This is a genomic window from Streptomyces sp. Ru72, assembly GCF_002920635.1.
Lineage (GTDB): Bacteria > Actinomycetota > Actinomycetes > Streptomycetales > Streptomycetaceae > Streptomyces.
In genome coordinates this window covers 61,661-77,072 of sequence record NZ_PQSR01000027.1, presented here as the reverse complement: position 1 = coordinate 77,072, position 15,412 = coordinate 61,661, and the positions used below count along the sequence as shown (strand labels likewise).

The 15,412-nt window shown below is 70.5% G+C and carries 15 protein-coding genes and 1 pseudogene; 13 read left to right on the top strand and 3 right to left on the bottom strand.

Going from position 1 to position 15,412, the window contains the following annotated elements; genetic code table 11:
- Positions 1 to 304: 304 nt before the first annotated feature.
- From C3488_RS15765 to C3488_RS15715, 11 genes are all read left to right on the top strand, one after another.
- On the top strand, positions 305 to 493 hold the full coding sequence (locus C3488_RS15765) for a ferredoxin (protein ID WP_103840044.1): 189 nt from the start codon (positions 305 to 307) through the stop codon (positions 491 to 493).
- Between the two features lie 5 nt (positions 494 to 498).
- The gene (locus C3488_RS15760; RefSeq protein WP_103840053.1) at positions 499 to 1,719 is read left to right on the top strand and encodes an NAD(P)/FAD-dependent oxidoreductase; all 1,221 of its coding nucleotides are present in this window, start codon (positions 499 to 501) and stop codon (positions 1,717 to 1,719) included.
- Positions 1,720 to 1,730: 11 nt separating this feature from the next.
- Positions 1,731 to 2,537: an acetoacetate decarboxylase family protein gene (locus tag C3488_RS15755; protein ID WP_103840043.1), complete on the top strand. Its 807-nt coding sequence runs from the start codon at positions 1,731 to 1,733 to the stop codon at positions 2,535 to 2,537.
- A 34-nt stretch (positions 2,538 to 2,571) separates the two neighbouring features.
- Positions 2,572 to 4,035: an aldehyde dehydrogenase gene (locus tag C3488_RS15750; protein WP_103840042.1), complete on the top strand. Its 1,464-nt coding sequence runs from the start codon at positions 2,572 to 2,574 to the stop codon at positions 4,033 to 4,035.
- Positions 4,028 to 4,957, top strand: a complete 930-nt coding sequence (locus C3488_RS15745) for a 3,4-dihydroxyphenylacetate 2,3-dioxygenase (protein ID WP_103840041.1) — start codon at positions 4,028 to 4,030, stop codon at positions 4,955 to 4,957. Before C3488_RS15750 ends, C3488_RS15745 begins: the two co-directional genes overlap by 8 nt.
- 10 nt (positions 4,958 to 4,967) lie before the next feature.
- On the top strand, positions 4,968 to 5,813 hold the full coding sequence (locus C3488_RS15740; RefSeq protein ID WP_103840040.1) for a fumarylacetoacetate hydrolase family protein: 846 nt from the start codon (positions 4,968 to 4,970) through the stop codon (positions 5,811 to 5,813).
- Positions 5,814 to 5,894: 81 nt separating this feature from the next.
- Complete coding sequence (locus tag C3488_RS15735) at positions 5,895 to 6,542, top strand: TetR/AcrR family transcriptional regulator (RefSeq protein WP_103840039.1); 648 nt, start codon at positions 5,895 to 5,897, stop codon at positions 6,540 to 6,542.
- A gap of 195 nt (positions 6,543 to 6,737) precedes the next feature.
- Entirely contained in the window at positions 6,738 to 7,919 is a 1,182-nt protein-coding gene (locus C3488_RS15730) for a cytochrome P450 (RefSeq protein WP_103840038.1), read from the top strand.
- Positions 7,920 to 7,977: 58 nt separating this feature from the next.
- Positions 7,978 to 8,190, top strand: coding sequence for a ferredoxin (locus tag C3488_RS15725; protein WP_103840037.1), 213 nt, complete (start codon positions 7,978 to 7,980; stop codon positions 8,188 to 8,190).
- Between the two features lie 244 nt (positions 8,191 to 8,434).
- A complete protein-coding gene (locus C3488_RS15720) occupies positions 8,435 to 9,892 on the top strand; it encodes an APC family permease (RefSeq protein WP_103840036.1) in 1,458 nt (485 codons plus the stop codon).
- A gap of 91 nt (positions 9,893 to 9,983) precedes the next feature.
- A complete protein-coding gene (locus C3488_RS15715; protein WP_103840035.1) occupies positions 9,984 to 10,319 on the top strand; it encodes a hypothetical protein in 336 nt (111 codons plus the stop codon).
- A 5-nt stretch (positions 10,320 to 10,324) separates the two neighbouring features.
- On the opposite strand, the gene C3488_RS15710 is transcribed toward C3488_RS15715, so the two are convergent.
- Positions 10,325 to 11,035, bottom strand: a complete 711-nt coding sequence (locus C3488_RS15710; RefSeq protein WP_103840034.1) for a type 1 glutamine amidotransferase — start codon at positions 11,033 to 11,035, stop codon at positions 10,325 to 10,327.
- A gap of 118 nt (positions 11,036 to 11,153) precedes the next feature.
- Between C3488_RS15710 and C3488_RS15705 the strand changes: the two genes are divergently transcribed.
- Entirely contained in the window at positions 11,154 to 12,644 is a 1,491-nt protein-coding gene (locus C3488_RS15705) for an aldehyde dehydrogenase (protein WP_103840033.1), read from the top strand.
- Positions 12,641 to 13,336, top strand: a pseudogene (locus tag C3488_RS15700) (gamma-glutamyl-gamma-aminobutyrate hydrolase family protein); the annotation flags it as partial. The gene C3488_RS15705 and the pseudogene C3488_RS15700, both read left to right, overlap by 4 nt.
- A gap of 348 nt (positions 13,337 to 13,684) precedes the next feature.
- Here the strand turns inward: C3488_RS15700 and C3488_RS15695 are convergent.
- Both C3488_RS15695 and purU read right to left on the bottom strand, forming a co-directional pair.
- A complete protein-coding gene (locus tag C3488_RS15695; RefSeq protein ID WP_103840031.1) occupies positions 13,685 to 14,539 on the bottom strand; it encodes a bifunctional methylenetetrahydrofolate dehydrogenase/methenyltetrahydrofolate cyclohydrolase in 855 nt (284 codons plus the stop codon).
- 20 nt (positions 14,540 to 14,559) lie between these two features.
- Positions 14,560 to 15,405 (bottom strand): formyltetrahydrofolate deformylase, encoded by an 846-nt coding sequence (gene purU, locus C3488_RS15690; RefSeq protein WP_103840030.1) that lies wholly within the window; start codon positions 15,403 to 15,405, stop codon positions 14,560 to 14,562.
- Positions 15,406 to 15,412: the final 7 nt, after the last annotated feature.

Genomic DNA, 15,412 nt, shown 5'->3' with positions numbered 1-15,412 from the left:
GGGGGTGCGGAGGGAGGCCGGGGCGGGGGAGAAGCGCGCCCCGGGCTAGTCATTTGATCCCGAACGATATGGAGGGGGATTGCGGCCCCGCAAGGGGGCGGTAGAAAAAAGTTATCCATCTGGACAGGTATTGACCAGGGTCGGGCGGCTTCCTATCTTGTTTGAAGCCAAACGAGTGAGGGGTGCGGCATCCGCTGGATTTCGCCCCCCTTTGGCCGAGGAGGCCCGGCCGCACCCGGGCCGGGCCCCCTCTCTTTCTCTCTGCTTCTTTGCTCCGACGCCCTCACCCCTCAGGAGGACCGCCATGAAGGTCGTCGTCGACATGAACAAGTGCCAGGACCACGGCCAGTGCGTCTTCGCCGCCCCCGACGTCTTCTCGATGGACGACGACGGACACCTGGTGTACGCGTCCGACCCCGACGACACGCTGCGCGACGAGGTCGAAGAGGCCGCCGACGTGTGTCCGCTGCAGGCCATCCGGATCGAGGGATGACCGCCATGACCGCACCCACGACCGGACGTGTCGTCGTCGCCGGCGGCTCGATGGGCGGCCTGCGCGCCGCCGAACAACTGCGCGCGGCGGGCTGGACCGGGACGATCACGGTCATCGGTGACGAGCCTCACATGCCCTACAACCGGCCCCCGCTGTCCAAGGAGGTACTGGCAGGCAAGGCACCCTTCGAGTCGCTCGCCTTCACGCCGAAGGCAGCCGCCGCCGACGTGGAGTGGCGGCTCGGCGCGAGGGTCGTCGCAGCCGACCTCGACCGGCGCGTCGTCGCACTCGACGACGGCTCGGCGATCTCGTACGACGGACTGGTCGTCGCCACCGGCATGCGGCCCCGGCGCCTGCGCTGCCCCGGACCGCTCACCGGCCGCCACACCGTCCGCACCCTCGCCGACGCCCAGGGCCTGCGCGACGAGCTGACCCGCCCTGGTGCCCGCGTGGTCGTGGTCGGCGCCGGGTTCATCGGCTGCGAGGTCGCCGCCACCGCCGTGGGCCTCGGCGTCCGCGAGGTGACCGTCGTCGATCCGCTCCCCCTGCCCATGGTCGGCCCGCTCGGCGAACTGCTGGGTCGCGCACTGCTGAAGCGGCACGAGGAGCGCGGGGTGCGCTTCGCGCTGGGCACCGGAGTGTCCGGTTTCGAGGGTGAGGACCGGGTCACCGGGGTCGTGCTGAGCGACGGCACTGTGCTGCCCGCCGATGTGGTCGTGGAGTCGGTCGGCTCCGTGGCCAACGTCGAGTGGCTGGAGGGCAACGGCCTCGACCTCAGTGACGGCGTCCTCACCTGCGAGCAGCTGCGGGTCGGGGGACGGCCGGAGGTCGTCGCGGTCGGCGACGTCGCCCGCTTCCCCAATGCCCGCTACGACGGCGTACCCCGGCGTGTCGAGCACTGGTCGATCCCCACCGACACGGCCAAGCACGCCGCGAAGGCCCTCGTCGCCCATCTCGCCGGAACGGACGGGGACTTGGTGCCCTTCGCCCCGCTCCCGACGTTCTGGAGCGACCAGCACGACTTCCGGCTGCAGTCCTTCGGCGCGCCCGTCCTGGGCAAGGACGACGTACGGATCCTGGACGGCGACCCCGACGGTGACGTCCTGGTCGGATACCACACCGGTGGCCGGCTCGTCGGCGTCGTCGCGCTCGGCGGTCAGGCCGCCGCGATGGGGGCCGCCCGGTATCGCGCCCAGTTGCTCAAGCAGCCCGCCCTCACCGCGTAAGGAATCCCTTCATGTCCACTGTCCGTGGTTACTTCCACCCCAAGACGGCGAGCGGTGCCTCCTCGCTGATCCCGTCCCCGCCGTGGCGCTACTCCGGCGACCTGCTGACCGTCGAGTACCGCACGGATCCCGCGCGGGTGCGTGAACTGCTGCCCGAGCCGCTGGAGTTGGCGGACGAGGACCCGGGCGCCGTGGCGCTGATCTGGGCCGACTGGCAGTCCTGCTCGGCTTCCGGTCAGGAGCTGCTGGACCCGGTACTGGCCCAGTACAAGGAGGCGTTCGCGGTCGTGCGCTGCACGTACCGGGGGCAGACCTACAGCCGCTGCGTGTACATCTGGGTCGACAAGGACTTCGCGATCGCGCGCGGGCTGCACCAGGGCTATCCGAAGAAGCTCGGCTCGATCCACCAGACCCGCCCGCACCCGTACGGCCCCGCCCCGCGCATCGAGGCCGGCGCCCGCTTCGGGGCGACCCTCGCCGCCGCCGACCGGCGCCTCGCCCAGGCCGTGGTCACCCTGCGTGAGCCGTCGGAGACCAACGGTTTCGTCAACGGCCACCCCATGGCCCACCACCGCTGGCTGCCCTCCATCGAGAAGGGCAAGGGCCTGGCGCTCGACGAGCTGATCGAGTCCGGCGCCGCCTCCTTCGAGGGCGGGCAGCCCTGGCGCGGCGACGCCGAGCTGGAGCTGTTCGAGGCGCCCACCGAGGAACTGGCACGCCTGGAGATCCGCGAACCGATCGCCGCCTACTACCGGCAGGTCGGCGTCGTCTGGGACGGCGGCCGACTGCTGGAGTCCGGCACGTCCGGCGCCGAGTAACCCCCGTACGCACCACAGGACTTGGAGACCGGACATGACCGAGCACACCCTCACGGTGGCCGGGGTCGCCGTCGACACCCGGCACTGGATCGGCGGCGAGCGCGTCGCCTCCACCGAAACGTTCACCGATGTCTCGCCGATCGACGGCAGCGTTCTGGGGGAGATCTCCCGGGGCACCGCGATGGAGGCTGCGGCCGCGGTGGCCGCGGCGAAGGCCGCCTTCCCCGCCTGGGCCGCCACCCCCCGCGCCGAACGCGCCCGCATCCTGCACGCCGTCGCCGACGGCGTCGAGAAGCGGCTGGAAGAGCTCGCCATCGTCGAGACCACCGACAACGGCGCCCTGCTCCGCTCCCACCGCCGGGGCGTCATGCCCCGCGTCGCCCACAACTTCCGGTTCTTCGCGGACTGGCTGCTGAAGCTGGAGCACGAGGACTTCGAGACGCGCGGGCACACCAATCACGTCAGCTGGGACCCGGCGGGCCCCTGCGTTCTGATCACCCCGTGGAACGCCCCCCTGATGCTGGCCACGTGGAAAGTCGCCCCCGCTCTCGCCGCAGGCAACACGGTCATCCTCAAGCCCGCCGAGTGGACCCCGCTGACCGCCTCCCTGCTGGCCGACATCGCCGCCGAGGCCGGGCTGCCGGCCGGGGTGCTGAACGTCGTGCAGGGGTACGGCTCGGAGATCGGTGACGCCCTGACCTCGCACCCTGACGTGCGGCGGATCAGCTTCACCGGTTCGGTGCCGACGGCGAAGCGGATCGCGGCCTCGGCTGCCGTGAACCTGACCCCGCTCAGCCTCGAACTCGGCGGCAAGTCACCCCTGTTGGTGTTCGCCGACGCCGACCTGGACCTCGCAGTCGACCTGGCGGTGGAGCAGTACGACAACGCCGGGCAGGTGTGCCTGGCCGCAACGCGCTTCCTGGTCCAGGAGTCGGTCGCCGAGGAGTTCACCCGCCGCTTCGTCGCGAAGGCCGGGCAGCTCACCCAGGGCGACCCGCGTGACGAGGCCACGGACATCGGCCCGAATATCCACCTGCGCCAGCTGGAGAAGATCGACGGGTTCGTACAGCGGGCGATCGCGGCCGGGGCGCGCGCGGTCATCGGCGGCCACCGCAAGGACGGCCAGTACTACGCGCCGACCCTGCTCACGGACGTCGCCCAGGACTCGGAGATCGTGCAGGAGGAGGTCTTCGGACCGGTCCTGACCCTGCAGACCTTCTCCGACGAGGACGAGGCGGTCCGTCTGGCCAACGACACCCGCTTCGGGCTCGCCGCCACGGTGGCCACCGGCGATCCCGAGCGCGCTGAACGCGTCACCGCGCAACTGGTCGCGGGCACGGTGTGGGTCAACTGCTTCTTCGTCCGCGACCTGCAGGCGCCCTTCGGCGGTTCGCGGCAGTCCGGCGTCGGCCGTGAGGGCGGCACCTGGAGCTTCGACTTCTACTGCGACGTGAAGAACACCGTGACCGCGCCGAACGGTTGGAGGAACCATGGGTGAGATCGTCGGGGCGGGCCTGCTCGCCCACGTCCCCACCATCGTGCTTCCGCAGGAGACGCGGCTGGAGCTGAACGGGGGCAAGGAGATCAGCCTCGTCACCGGCCTGCACCAGCTCCGCAAGGACGTCTTCGAGCGCGACGACTACGACACCGTCGTCGTCCTGGACTCCCACTGGGCGACCACCGTCGAGTTCGTCGTCACCGCCCAGCACCGCCGCGCCGGCCTGTTCACCTCCGAGGAGCTGCCGCGCGGCATGTGCCGGATGCCGTACGACTTCCCGGGCGACCCCGACCTCGCCCGGAACATCGAGAAGTTCGCCGACAAGCACGGCACCTGGATCACCGCGATCGACGACGAGTACCTGCCGATCTACTACGCCACCATCAATCTGTGGAAGTTCCTCGGCGAGGGGCTGCCGGACAAGCGGTGGGTGACCATCGGGGTCTGCCAGACCGGGGACATGGAGGACCATCTGCGCCTCGGCCGCGCCCTTGCCGACGGGATCGCCGCCACCCCGGGGCGGCGCGTGCTGCTCATCGCCTCCGGCGCACTGTCGCACACCTTCTGGCCGCTGCGTGAGCTGCGCGACCACGAGGCCAGCGACCCGGTGCACATCTTCACGCCGGAAGCGCGGCATGCCGACTACGAGCGCATCGGCTGGTTCAAGGAGGGTCGGCACGACAAGGTCCTCGACACCATGGACGAGTTCTGGAAGTACAAGCCCGAGGCGAAGTTCTTCCACTACCTGATGATGGCCGGCGCCCTCGGCGAGCAGGCCTGTGTCGCCCGGGCCCGCCAGTACGGCGAGTACGAGAACTCGATCGGCACAGGCCAGGTCCACCTGTGGTTCGACCGGCCCGCCGACGGCTGGACCGGCGCCGGTCTCCCGCAGTCCCCACGCACCCCGCACAGCCACATCTAGGAGTCCTGCCATGCCCGAGTACCGCCGCATCCTCCTCGACGGCGCGGTCGTCCAGGTCACCGTCGACGGAGACGAACTCGTCGCCGGGGACGGCCGTCGCGTCAAGATCGAGGACGCCCGGCATCTGCCACCTGTCGTGCCGACCAAGGTGATCGCCGTCCACCTCAACCACCGCAGCAGGGTCGACGAGTTCCAGATCGAACTCCCCGACACCCCCACGTACTTCCACAAGCCGACCTCCGCCCTCAACTCCCACCACGGCGCCGTTGTCCGCCCCGAGGGCTGCAAGTGGCTCAACTACGAGGGCGAGGTCGCCATCGTCATCGGGAAGACCGCGCGGAACATCTCCCCGGCCGAGGCAGGGGAGTACATCGCCGGCTACACGATCGCCAACGACTACGGCCTGCACGACTTCCGCGACACGGACGCCGGCTCCATGCTCCGCGTCAAGGGATCCGACACACTCTGCCCGCTCGGCCCGGGACTTGTCACCGACTGGGACTTCCACGGCAAGAAGCTGCGGACGTACGTCAACGGCGAGGTGGTGCAGGACGGTTCTACGGACGAGATGACGTGGGACATGCACTACCTCGTCGCCGACATCGCCCGCACCATCACCCTCTGTCCCGGTGACGTCCTGCTCTCCGGGACCCCCGCCAACTCCCGGCCTGTCCAGCCGGGGGACGTGGTCGAGGTGGAGGTGGAGGGGCTCGGCCGGCTGACGAACCGCATCGTGACCGGCCCGACCCCGGTCCGTACCGACGTCGGCGCACAGCCCACCGAATCCGAGGAGGTCCTGTCCACCGCGCTCGGCGGCGACTGGGAGTTCCGCGGCATCCGCCCGCCCAGGCGCTGACGGACGCCCATGAGACGGCGCCGCACCGGGCCTGCCGACCGAGGCGTCCGGTGCGGCCGCCCGCCCAGGTAGGGTCGCCCCATGACCGAGTCCACCGACGCCCCCAAGAGCCGGCAGCCACGCAAGCGCCTGCACTACGGCGAGGGCCGCGAAGCCCTGCTGAACGCTGCCGTCCGTGTGGTGGCGCGGGGAGGCCTGCGCAGGCTCACCTACCGGGCCGTCGCGGAGGAGGCCGGGGTCACGCACGGCCTCGTGGTGCACCACTTCGGTTCTCGCGACGCGCTGATCGAGGAGACCCTCGCCCACACCATCCGCACCTCGCTGAACACCAGCGCGCTCGAACCGGGCACCGGCAAGGTCGCGGACTTCTCGGCGGGGCTGTCGGAGATGGTCACGGCGGATCCGGACGTCCAGGCGTTCCAGTACGAGCTGCTGCTGGAATCGCGCCGCCGCCCGGAGCTGCTGCCCCAGATCCGCGCGTTGTACGACGAGTACTTCGACGCCACCCAGCGCGAACTGACCCGCATGCTGCCCGCCGGCGCGGACAAGGCGCTGACCCGGCTGGTCTTCGCCGCGCTCGACGGCCTGGTACTGCACCAGTTGGTCCTCGGTGAGCCCGAGGTCACGGATGCGGCATTGGAAGAACTGCGCTCCTTGCTGAGGCTCCTCGACGCCAACGGTGACGCGGCTGGCGACCGTACCGCCGAGGACGGCCCACAACCCCTCTGACCTGCTTGTTCCAAGGCTCCGGACGTTCCGCGTCCGGAGCCTTTCGTCGTTCGGCGCCATGATCTCGTTTGATGCCATACGAGTAAAGAGTTGGTTACGGCCGTCGGAAGCATTGACGCAGCTTTCCAGATGGATAATTCTCGCCTGCATGGCAGGGACCCGTCCGCGGCCGCCATGCATCCATAGGAGATCCCCATGACCATCGAGGCTCCCGCAGTCGAGCTGCTTCCGTTCCGCGACCCCGACTACCGGGCGAACCCCGCCCCGTACTACGCCCGGCTCCGTGCGGAGGCGCCCGTCTACCGGCATCCGATCGGCGTGTACGTGGTGTCCCGTTACGAGGACGTCGCGAAGCTGATCCGGAACCCCACCCTCAGCGTCCGCAAGCTCGATTTCGGCGTGGCCGATCCGCTGCACGACACGGTGCTCGGCCAGGACGCCCCCGACCACACCCGGCTGCGCCGCATCACCAACCGCTGGTTCACGCCCAAGGCGGTCGAGGAGTGGTCCAGGGTGATGCAGGCGTCCGTGGACGCCGTACTCGACAAGGCGGTCGAGGGAGGCGGCACGCTCGACGCGGTGGACGACCTCGCCCTGCGCTCCACCTTCGAAACCATCTGTCACATCTTCGGCGTCGAGCCCACGAAGATGCTGGAGATCCAGAAGGCCACCTACGACATCGGCGTCAGCCTCGGGCCCGGGGCCGACGAAGACGACTGGCGGGTCACCGGCGAAGCCTTCGAGTGGTACGAGCAGCACAACCGCGCCCTCATCGCCCACAAGCGCGCCCACCCCGGCAACGGACTGATCGACCACTTCCTCGCCGAGCAGGACGCGGGGAACATGAGCGAGGACGAGGTCATCTTCTCGATCCTGCTCTTCTTCGCCGTCGGTCACCTGGACATCAAGCACCTCATCGTGCAGGGCATCCGGCACATGGCCGAACACCCCGAGTACATCGGGATCTACCGCGACCAGCCGGAAACCCGGCCCGGCTTCATCAACGAGGTGCTGCGCATCGAGACCCCCGAGCAGATGGTCTCCCGCCTCACCACCCGGGAAACGGTCATCGGCGACACGACCGTGCCCGCCGGCGAGGTCCTCGTCCTGCTCATCGGCTCCGCCAACCGCGACCCGGAAGCCTTCCCCGACCCGGACCGCTTCGACCACGACCGGCCAGCCGCCGCGAGCCGGCACCTGGCTTTCGGCTCCGGCCAGCACGGCTGCGCGGGACAGGTGCTCGCCCGCGCACAGGCCGACGTCGTCTTCACCACGCTGGTGAACCGCTTCAGCACGATCGAACTCGCCGGTGAGCCCACCTTCACCCATACCGAGTTCCTGCGCAGCATCGCCCACCTGCCGATCCGGCTGCGCTGACCGCACGCCGGCCGTTCCTCCACCCAGCAACAGCACAGCACCACACCCAGGAGCCACCATGCGCGTCGAAGTCGACCTCAAGAAGTGCCAGGACCATGGCCAGTGCGTCTACGCCGCCCCCGACCTCTTCGCCCTCGACGAGCAGGGACGCCTGTCCCTGCGGAACGAGGCCGCCGAGCTGTACACGGCGGAGCTGGACGCGGCGAACGTCGACGAGGTGCAGGAAGCCGCGGACGTCTGCCCGCTGCAGGCCATCACCGTCCACGAGTAGCCGGGCATCGGCAGGTCACCGATGGCCGCCGGGGCGCCGGGCCGCCGGGGCGTGGAGGGGGTGTCCAAGACGGCTGTCCCGCCTCTCGCGGCCGAAGGGGCTGTTACGGCCTCGTCAAAAGCGGGAGCGGCGGCGAAAAATCATCACCCAACCCCTTGCCATCTGGATAGTTCCCCCTGACTATGAGGCAACTCGTTTGGCTCAAAACAATCCCTCCTCTCCCTCCTCCAGGCAGGTGATCCGCGTGGACAGTCAAACGGTCCAGAGAAACCAGACCGTGCAGGACGAACCCACCGCTGGCCGACTCAAGCCCAACTCCCTCGGTGTCCTCGGCATCCTCTTCTTCGTCCTCTCCGCGCAGGCCCCCCTGACCGGCATCGCCGGGGCTGTGCCCATCGCCGTCGCCATCGGCAACGGCGCGGGTACGCCCGCCGCCTACGCCGGGGCCGGCATCGTCATCCTGCTGTTCTCCGTGGGCTTCGTCGCCATGGGACGCCACGTCGTGGACGCCGGCGCCTTCTACACGTACATCGGCAAGGGCCTGGGCCGTCCCGTGGGCTGCGGCAGCGCCGGTGTCGCGCTCTTCGCCTACTGCGCGGTCCAGGCAGCCATGTACGGGCTGTACGGGTCGATCGTGAGCGGGCTGGTAGAGAAGTACACCGGCTTGAACGCCCCGTGGTGGCTCTGGACCCTGGTCACCATGGCGATCGTCCAGGCCCTCGGCGCGGCCGGCATCGAGATGGGCGCCAAGGTGCTGGCCGTGTTCGTCCTGGCCGAGTTCAGCATCCTGCTCGTCTTCGCCCTGGTCACCCTCTTCAAGGGCGGCGGCCCCGAGGGGCTGGGCTTCACCGACAGCTTCTCGCCCCACGCCGCGCTCCAGGGCGCTCCCGGCGTGGCCCTGATGTTCGCCGTGGCGTCGATGTTCGGCTTCGAGGCCACCGCCATCTACGGCGAGGAGGCGCGCGAGCCCCGCAGGACAGTGCCCCGGGCCACGTACCTCTCCGTCGCCGTGATCACCGGCTTCTTCGCCTTCACCTCATGGATGCTGGTCTCCGCCCACGGCGCCTCCCGCGCCACCGCCGAGGCCGGCAAGGCGCTGGCGAACGGTGACGCCACGGCATGGGTCTTCGCACCGATCACCGCGCAGTTCGGCGCCTGGGTGGGCGACGTCCTGCCGATCCTGCTGGCGACCTCCCTCTTCGCCGGCCTCCTGGCCTTCCACAACTCCGCCAACCGCTACCTCTTCTCCCTCGGCCGCGACGGCCTGCTGCCCCACGGGCTGACCGCGATCAACCGGCGTCACTCCCCGTGGGTGGCGGGCAGCGCGCAGACCGTGATCTCCCTGCTGCTCGTCTTGCCCTTCGCGCTGCTGGGCAAGGACCCGGTGCTGACCCTCTTCTCGTGGTTCAGCGGGGTGTCCGTGCTGGCGATCATGCTCCTGTACCTGCTGACCTCCGTGTCGGTGGTCGTGTTCTTCCGGCGCGAGCGGCTGGACACCCGCCCCTGGAACACTCTGATCGCCCCCATCCTGGGCGCGCTCGGCATCGCCGGTGCGATCTGGCTGATCCTGGCCAACTTCACGACCCTCATCGGTGGCGACTCGACCACGGCGACCTGGCTCGAACTCGCCGTCCCGGCGGTCCTGGTCCTCGGCGTCGTCGCCGCCCGCGTGACGCGTGACCGGGTGAGGGACCAGGTCTGAGGACCCGCTTCGCATGGTGTGACCGGTCTGTTCCCGCTCCCCCGGGACCGGGCCGGCCACGTCCGGCTCCCATCCGCCCACGGAGGATTCAATGAGCACGGGATACATGTGGCACGAGCCGTTCGGCTGGGCCGACAGCGGCAGCGGCGGGCTGTTCCCCGCCGATCCGGCCGCCGGACTCCAGCCGATCGGCCACCATTTGGCACACGCCGACACCAAGCGGCGGCTGCACCAACTCGTCGCCGTGTCCGGCTTGATCGACCATCTGGAACGCGTCGAGGCACGACACGCCACGGAGGTCACGCCGTCATCGGGACCCTGGCCCGGGTCAAGGTGCTGGACGACGCACTGTATGACGGGACACGACCTCGCGCCGCACCAGAAGGCGCTGGTCGACGAGGTCGCCGCGCTGGTGCTGCCCGCATGAGACGGTCAGCCGGCCGTGCCCGCCACCCGGTCGAGGAACCCGTCGATCAGGTGGCGGGCGTTCGCGCGGGCCGTCGCCGCCAGGTCCCTTGTCCGGGTGAGCAGCTCCCCGGGGTCCACGCCGTGGTGCAGGCACTGCTCGGCGCCGCCGAGTTCCAGGTACCGGCGCACGGTGGTGGGCGTGATCTCCGGATGGAACTGCACCCCCAGGCTCCGCCCGAGCCGGAACGCCTGGGTGCACACCAAGTTGCGGGCCACCTCCTCGGCACCGGGTGGCAGGAGGCAGCGGTCGTGGTGCCACTGGAACCACGGGCCCGGGCCGATCAGTGCGGGATCGTCGGTGTCGACCCCGACCCAGCCGTTCTCCGGGCGCGGCGACGCCTCGACCGAGCCCCCGAGCGCGGTGGTCAGCGCCTGAGCGCCGAAACAGACCCCGAGCACCGGGACACCGAGGTGGTGGGCCTTGCGCAACAGCGCCAGCTCTCCGCCGATCCAGGAACCCACGGCCGTCTCGTCGTAGACCGACCAGGGCGCGCCGAGCGACACGATCAGGTCCCAGCCGTCGGCCGCCGGGAAGTCGAAGGTCACGTCCGGGGCGCGGTGGCGGTGTTCGGGCACGACGGTCACGACGCGCAGGTCGTATCCGCGCTGTACGAGCCGGACCCCGACCGGACCGGGATCGGTCACGTGGTCGTGCTGGATGACGAGTGCGCGCACGGCGGGCTCCCTCCCGGGGTTCACGGACCCGTCGGATCTGTCCGTGAACTCTTGTGATGGCTGAGTCCGCATCATATCGTTTGGTATCAAACAAAGTATCCGGAGGTGGAGGTTCCGCATGCTGGACATCACCCACGAGGAATGGCTGCGTCGAGCCAAGGCACTGGACCTGGCCGGCGTGCATCACATCGACGGTGTCGACGAGGGCGGGGGAGGGGCGACCTTCGCCGCCGTCTCGCCCCGCGACGGCCAGGTGCTGACCCAGGTCGCCGACGGGGGGACGGAGGAGGTGGAGGCGGCCGTGGCCGCCGCCCGCCGGGCCTTCGACTCCGGCCCCTGGCCCCGCCTCGCACCGGCCGACCGCGGCCGGATCCTGCTGCGTGTCGCCGACCTGCTCGAAGAGCACCGCGAGGAACTGGCGTTGACCGTCAGCCTGGAGATGGGCAAGCCGATCACGGACGCGTACGAGATCGAGCTGCGCGCCGTCATCAGCACGTTCCGCTGGTACGGGCAGCTGGCCGACAAACTCACCGACGAGTCGCCCCACACCGCCCCCGATGCCCTGGCGCTGGTCACCCGGGAGCCGGCCGGTGTCGTGGGCGCGGTGGTGCCCTGGAACTTCCCCCTGACCCTGGCTGGTTGGAAGGTCGCCCCGGCACTCGCGGCGGGCTGCACCGTCGTACTGAAGCCGTCGGAGAACTCCCCGCTCTCCGCCCTGTTGCTCGGGCGGCTCGCCACCGAGGCCGGCCTGCCGCCGGGTGTGCTGAACGTGGTGGCCGGCGAGGGCCCCGTCGCCGGGCGCGCCCTCGGTCTCCACCCCGATGTCGACGTCCTCGCCTTCACCGGCTCGACCGCCGTGGGCCGTCACTTCCTGCACTACGCGGCCGACTCCAACCTCAAGCGGGTCTGGCTCGAACTCGGCGGAAAGTCCCCCAACATCATCTTCCCGGATGCACCCGACCTGGAGAAGGCCGCCGCCACGGCCGCCTGGGGCATCTTCTTCAACCAGGGCGAGATGTGCACCGCCCCCTCCCGGCTGCTGGTGCACTCCTCGATCGCCGGCCAGGTCACCGACGCGATCGTGGCGCGGGCCCGGGAACTGGTCGTCGGGGACCCGCTCGACCCGGTGACCGAGATGGGCGCGATGGCCGGTGAGAGCCACCTCGAACGAGTCCTCGGCCACATAGAGACGGGCCTCGAGGAAGGCGCCCGCCTGCGCGTCGGCGGCGGCCGCACCCTGGCCGAGACCGGCGGCAGTTTCCTGCGCCCCACCGTCTTCGACCACGTGCGCCCCGGCATGCGTCTGGCCCGCGAGGAGATCTTCGGCCCCGTCCTGTCCGTCCTCACCTTCGACGACCTCGACGAGGCTGTCCGGCTGGCCAATGACACCGAGTACGGCCTCGCCGCGGGCCTGTGGACCTCCGACCTGTCCACCGCCCACCAGGTCTCCCGTGCGCTCAGGGCCGGCACGGTCTGGGTCAACTGCTACGAGGAGGGCGACCTGACCGTCCCCTTCGGCGGCATGAAGCAGTCCGGCAACGGCCGCGACAAGTCCGCCCACGCCCTCGAGAAGTACACCGAACTGAAGACCACCTGGATCCAGCTGTGACCCGACCCCTGATCGCGATCCCCGCCCGCTTCTCCGCGACGACCTCCGCGCTGCGCTACGCCGCCGAGGTCAACGCGCGTGCGCTGATCGAGGCGGTGTGGCGGGCGGGCGGCGAACCGGCGAGCATCCACCCCGCCTCCGAAGACGTGGCCGAGCGTCTCGCTCGCTTCGACGGCGTCCTGCTCCCCGGCGGCGGAGACCTCGCCCCGCACCGCTACGGCGCAGCCGACACGCACGAGAGCGTCTACGACGTCGACGACCTCCAGGACGACTTCGACATCGAGGTCGCCCGCCAGGCCATCGACTCGGGCCTGCCGCTGCTGGCGGTGTGCCGAGGCCTCCAGGTCGTCAACGTCGCCCTCGGCGGTACCCTGGAGCAGGACATGGGCGGCCCGGAGCGCGAGCACCGGCACGTCGTCCACCCCGTGGCGATCCAGCGCGGCACCTTGCTGGAGCAGGCCACCGGCGCGCAGAAGGTCGAGGCGTCCTGCTACCACCACCAGCGCGTCCACCGTGCCGGCGTGGGACTCGCGGTCACCGCGCGCGCGGCCGACGGCACCGTGGAGGGGCTCGAACTCCCCGGTGTCCACGGATGGTTCACCGCCGTCCAGTGGCACCCGGAGGACACCGCCCACGAGGACCCCACCCAGCAGGGACTGTTCGACGCCCTCGTCCGAGCCGCCCACGACAGAGCCACGGTCACCCGCGCCGGGCCGCCGCCGTCGCCGACCTCGGGCTGCTTGCCTACTGCCTGGTCCGCGCCGGCCGCACGGGCGACGCCCGCCCGGTGTTCACCGCGACCAACGGCCTGGTGACGCCCTGGCCATGGGGCCACGAGGGAGAACCGCTGGAGCGGTACACCTTCTACGCCGGTCGCCTGTGATCGTGCGGACGGCTTGCCGGGCCCTGCGGGCCGGGGCAGACGGCGAGCATGCGCGGGTGCTGCCTGCCCAGCGGCGGCGACGCCGCCGGTGCCTTCCCCGCTGGCGCGCACACGGCTGGGGCCGAGCCCGAACAGGCTCGGCCCCGCAGCTTCTCCGTCAGGGCCGGCCGCGCTCGGCGGCCTCGACGATGTTGGTCAGCAACATGGCCCGGGTCATCGGCCCCACCCCGCCCACCGGCGGGGCCAGGGAACCGGCGACGTGCCCGACATCCGGGTGGACGTCCCCGAGGATGCCCTCCACGGTCCGGGTGATGCCCACGGACAGGACCGTGGCGCCCGGCTTGATCCAGTCGGGCCGGACGAGGTGGGCCACGCCTGCCGCGGCCACGACCACGTCGGCGACCCGGGCGTGGGCCGCGGCGTCCTGGGTGGCCTCGTGGCACAGGGTCACCGTGGCGTGCTCGGTGCTTCGGGTCAGCATCAGGCCCAGCGGACGGCCCACCGTGATGCCGCAGCCGATGACGCAGAACTCCCTGCCGGTGATGGCCACCTGGTTGCGGCGGAGCAGGTCGATGATGCCGCGGGGCGTGCAGGGCAGCGGCCCGGGAACGCCGAGCACGAGGCGCCCGAGGTTCGTCGGGTGCAGCCCGTCGGCGTCCTTGGTGGGATCGACGAGCTCCAGTACGGCGTGGGTGTCGATGTGAGCCGGCAGCGGCAGCTGGACGATGAAGCCGGTGCAGGCCGGGTCCGCGTTGAGGCGGAGCACGGCGGCCTCGACGTCGGCCTGGGAGGCGGTCGCGGGCAGCTCCACCCGGATCGACGCGATGCCGACCTGGGCGCAGTCGCGGTGCTTGCCGCCGACGTAGGAGTGGCTGGCCGGGTCGTCGCCGACCAGGATGGTCCCCAGACCCGGGGTGACGCCCCGTGCCTTCAACGCCTGGATGCGGGCGGCGAGTTCGGCCTTGATCTCGGCTGCCGCGGCCTTGCCGTCGAGCAGCGTCGCGGTGGTCATGGTCGTACGAACCTCTCGGGTCAGGAGAACACGACGGTGCGGGAGCCGGTCAGCACGACCCGGTCCTCGGCGTGCAGGCGCACCGCCCGCGCCAGGACGACCCGTTCGACGTCCCGGCCGATGGCGACCAGCTCCGGCGCGGTGTGCCGGTGTCCGACGCGCACGACGTCCTGCTCGATGATCGGGCCCTCGTCCAGGTCGGCGGTGACGAAGTGGGCGGTGGCGCCGATGAGTTTGACGCCACGGTCGTGGGCCTGGTGGTACGGCTTGGCGCCCTTGAAGCCCGGCAGGAACGAGTGGTGGATGTTGATGACCCGCCCCGACAGCCTGCGGCACAGGTCGTCGGAGAGGACCTGCATATAGCGGGCGAGGACCACGAAGTCGACTTGGTGCTCGGCGACCAGACGCAACAGCTCGGCCTCCGCCTCCGGCTTGGTGTCGCGAGTGACGGGGAGGTGGACGAACGGGATGCCGTAGCGCTGCGCGACGGGCGCCAGGTCGGGGTGGTTGGAAACGATGAGCGGGATGTCGACGGGCAGTTCGCCCAGATGCCAGCGGTAGAGGAGGTCGACCAGGCAGTGGTCGAACTTCGACACCATCAGCAGGACCCGGCGCCGCTGCTGCTCCGGCCGCAGGGACAGCACGGGGTCGAAGCGCGCCAGGCGCAGGGAGAGCTCGTCCCGCAGGCTCTCGACGTCGGCCTGCGGGGTCTCCAGGAGCACCCGGATGGTGAAAGTGCCGGTGCCGGGATCGGAGAACTGGGCGCTCTCCAGAATGTTGCCCTTGGCCTCGGTGATGCCACCGGACAGGGCGTGCACGATGCCCGGCTGGTCGGGGCAGCTGACGGTCAGGATGTAGCGCTGCATGGCTGCG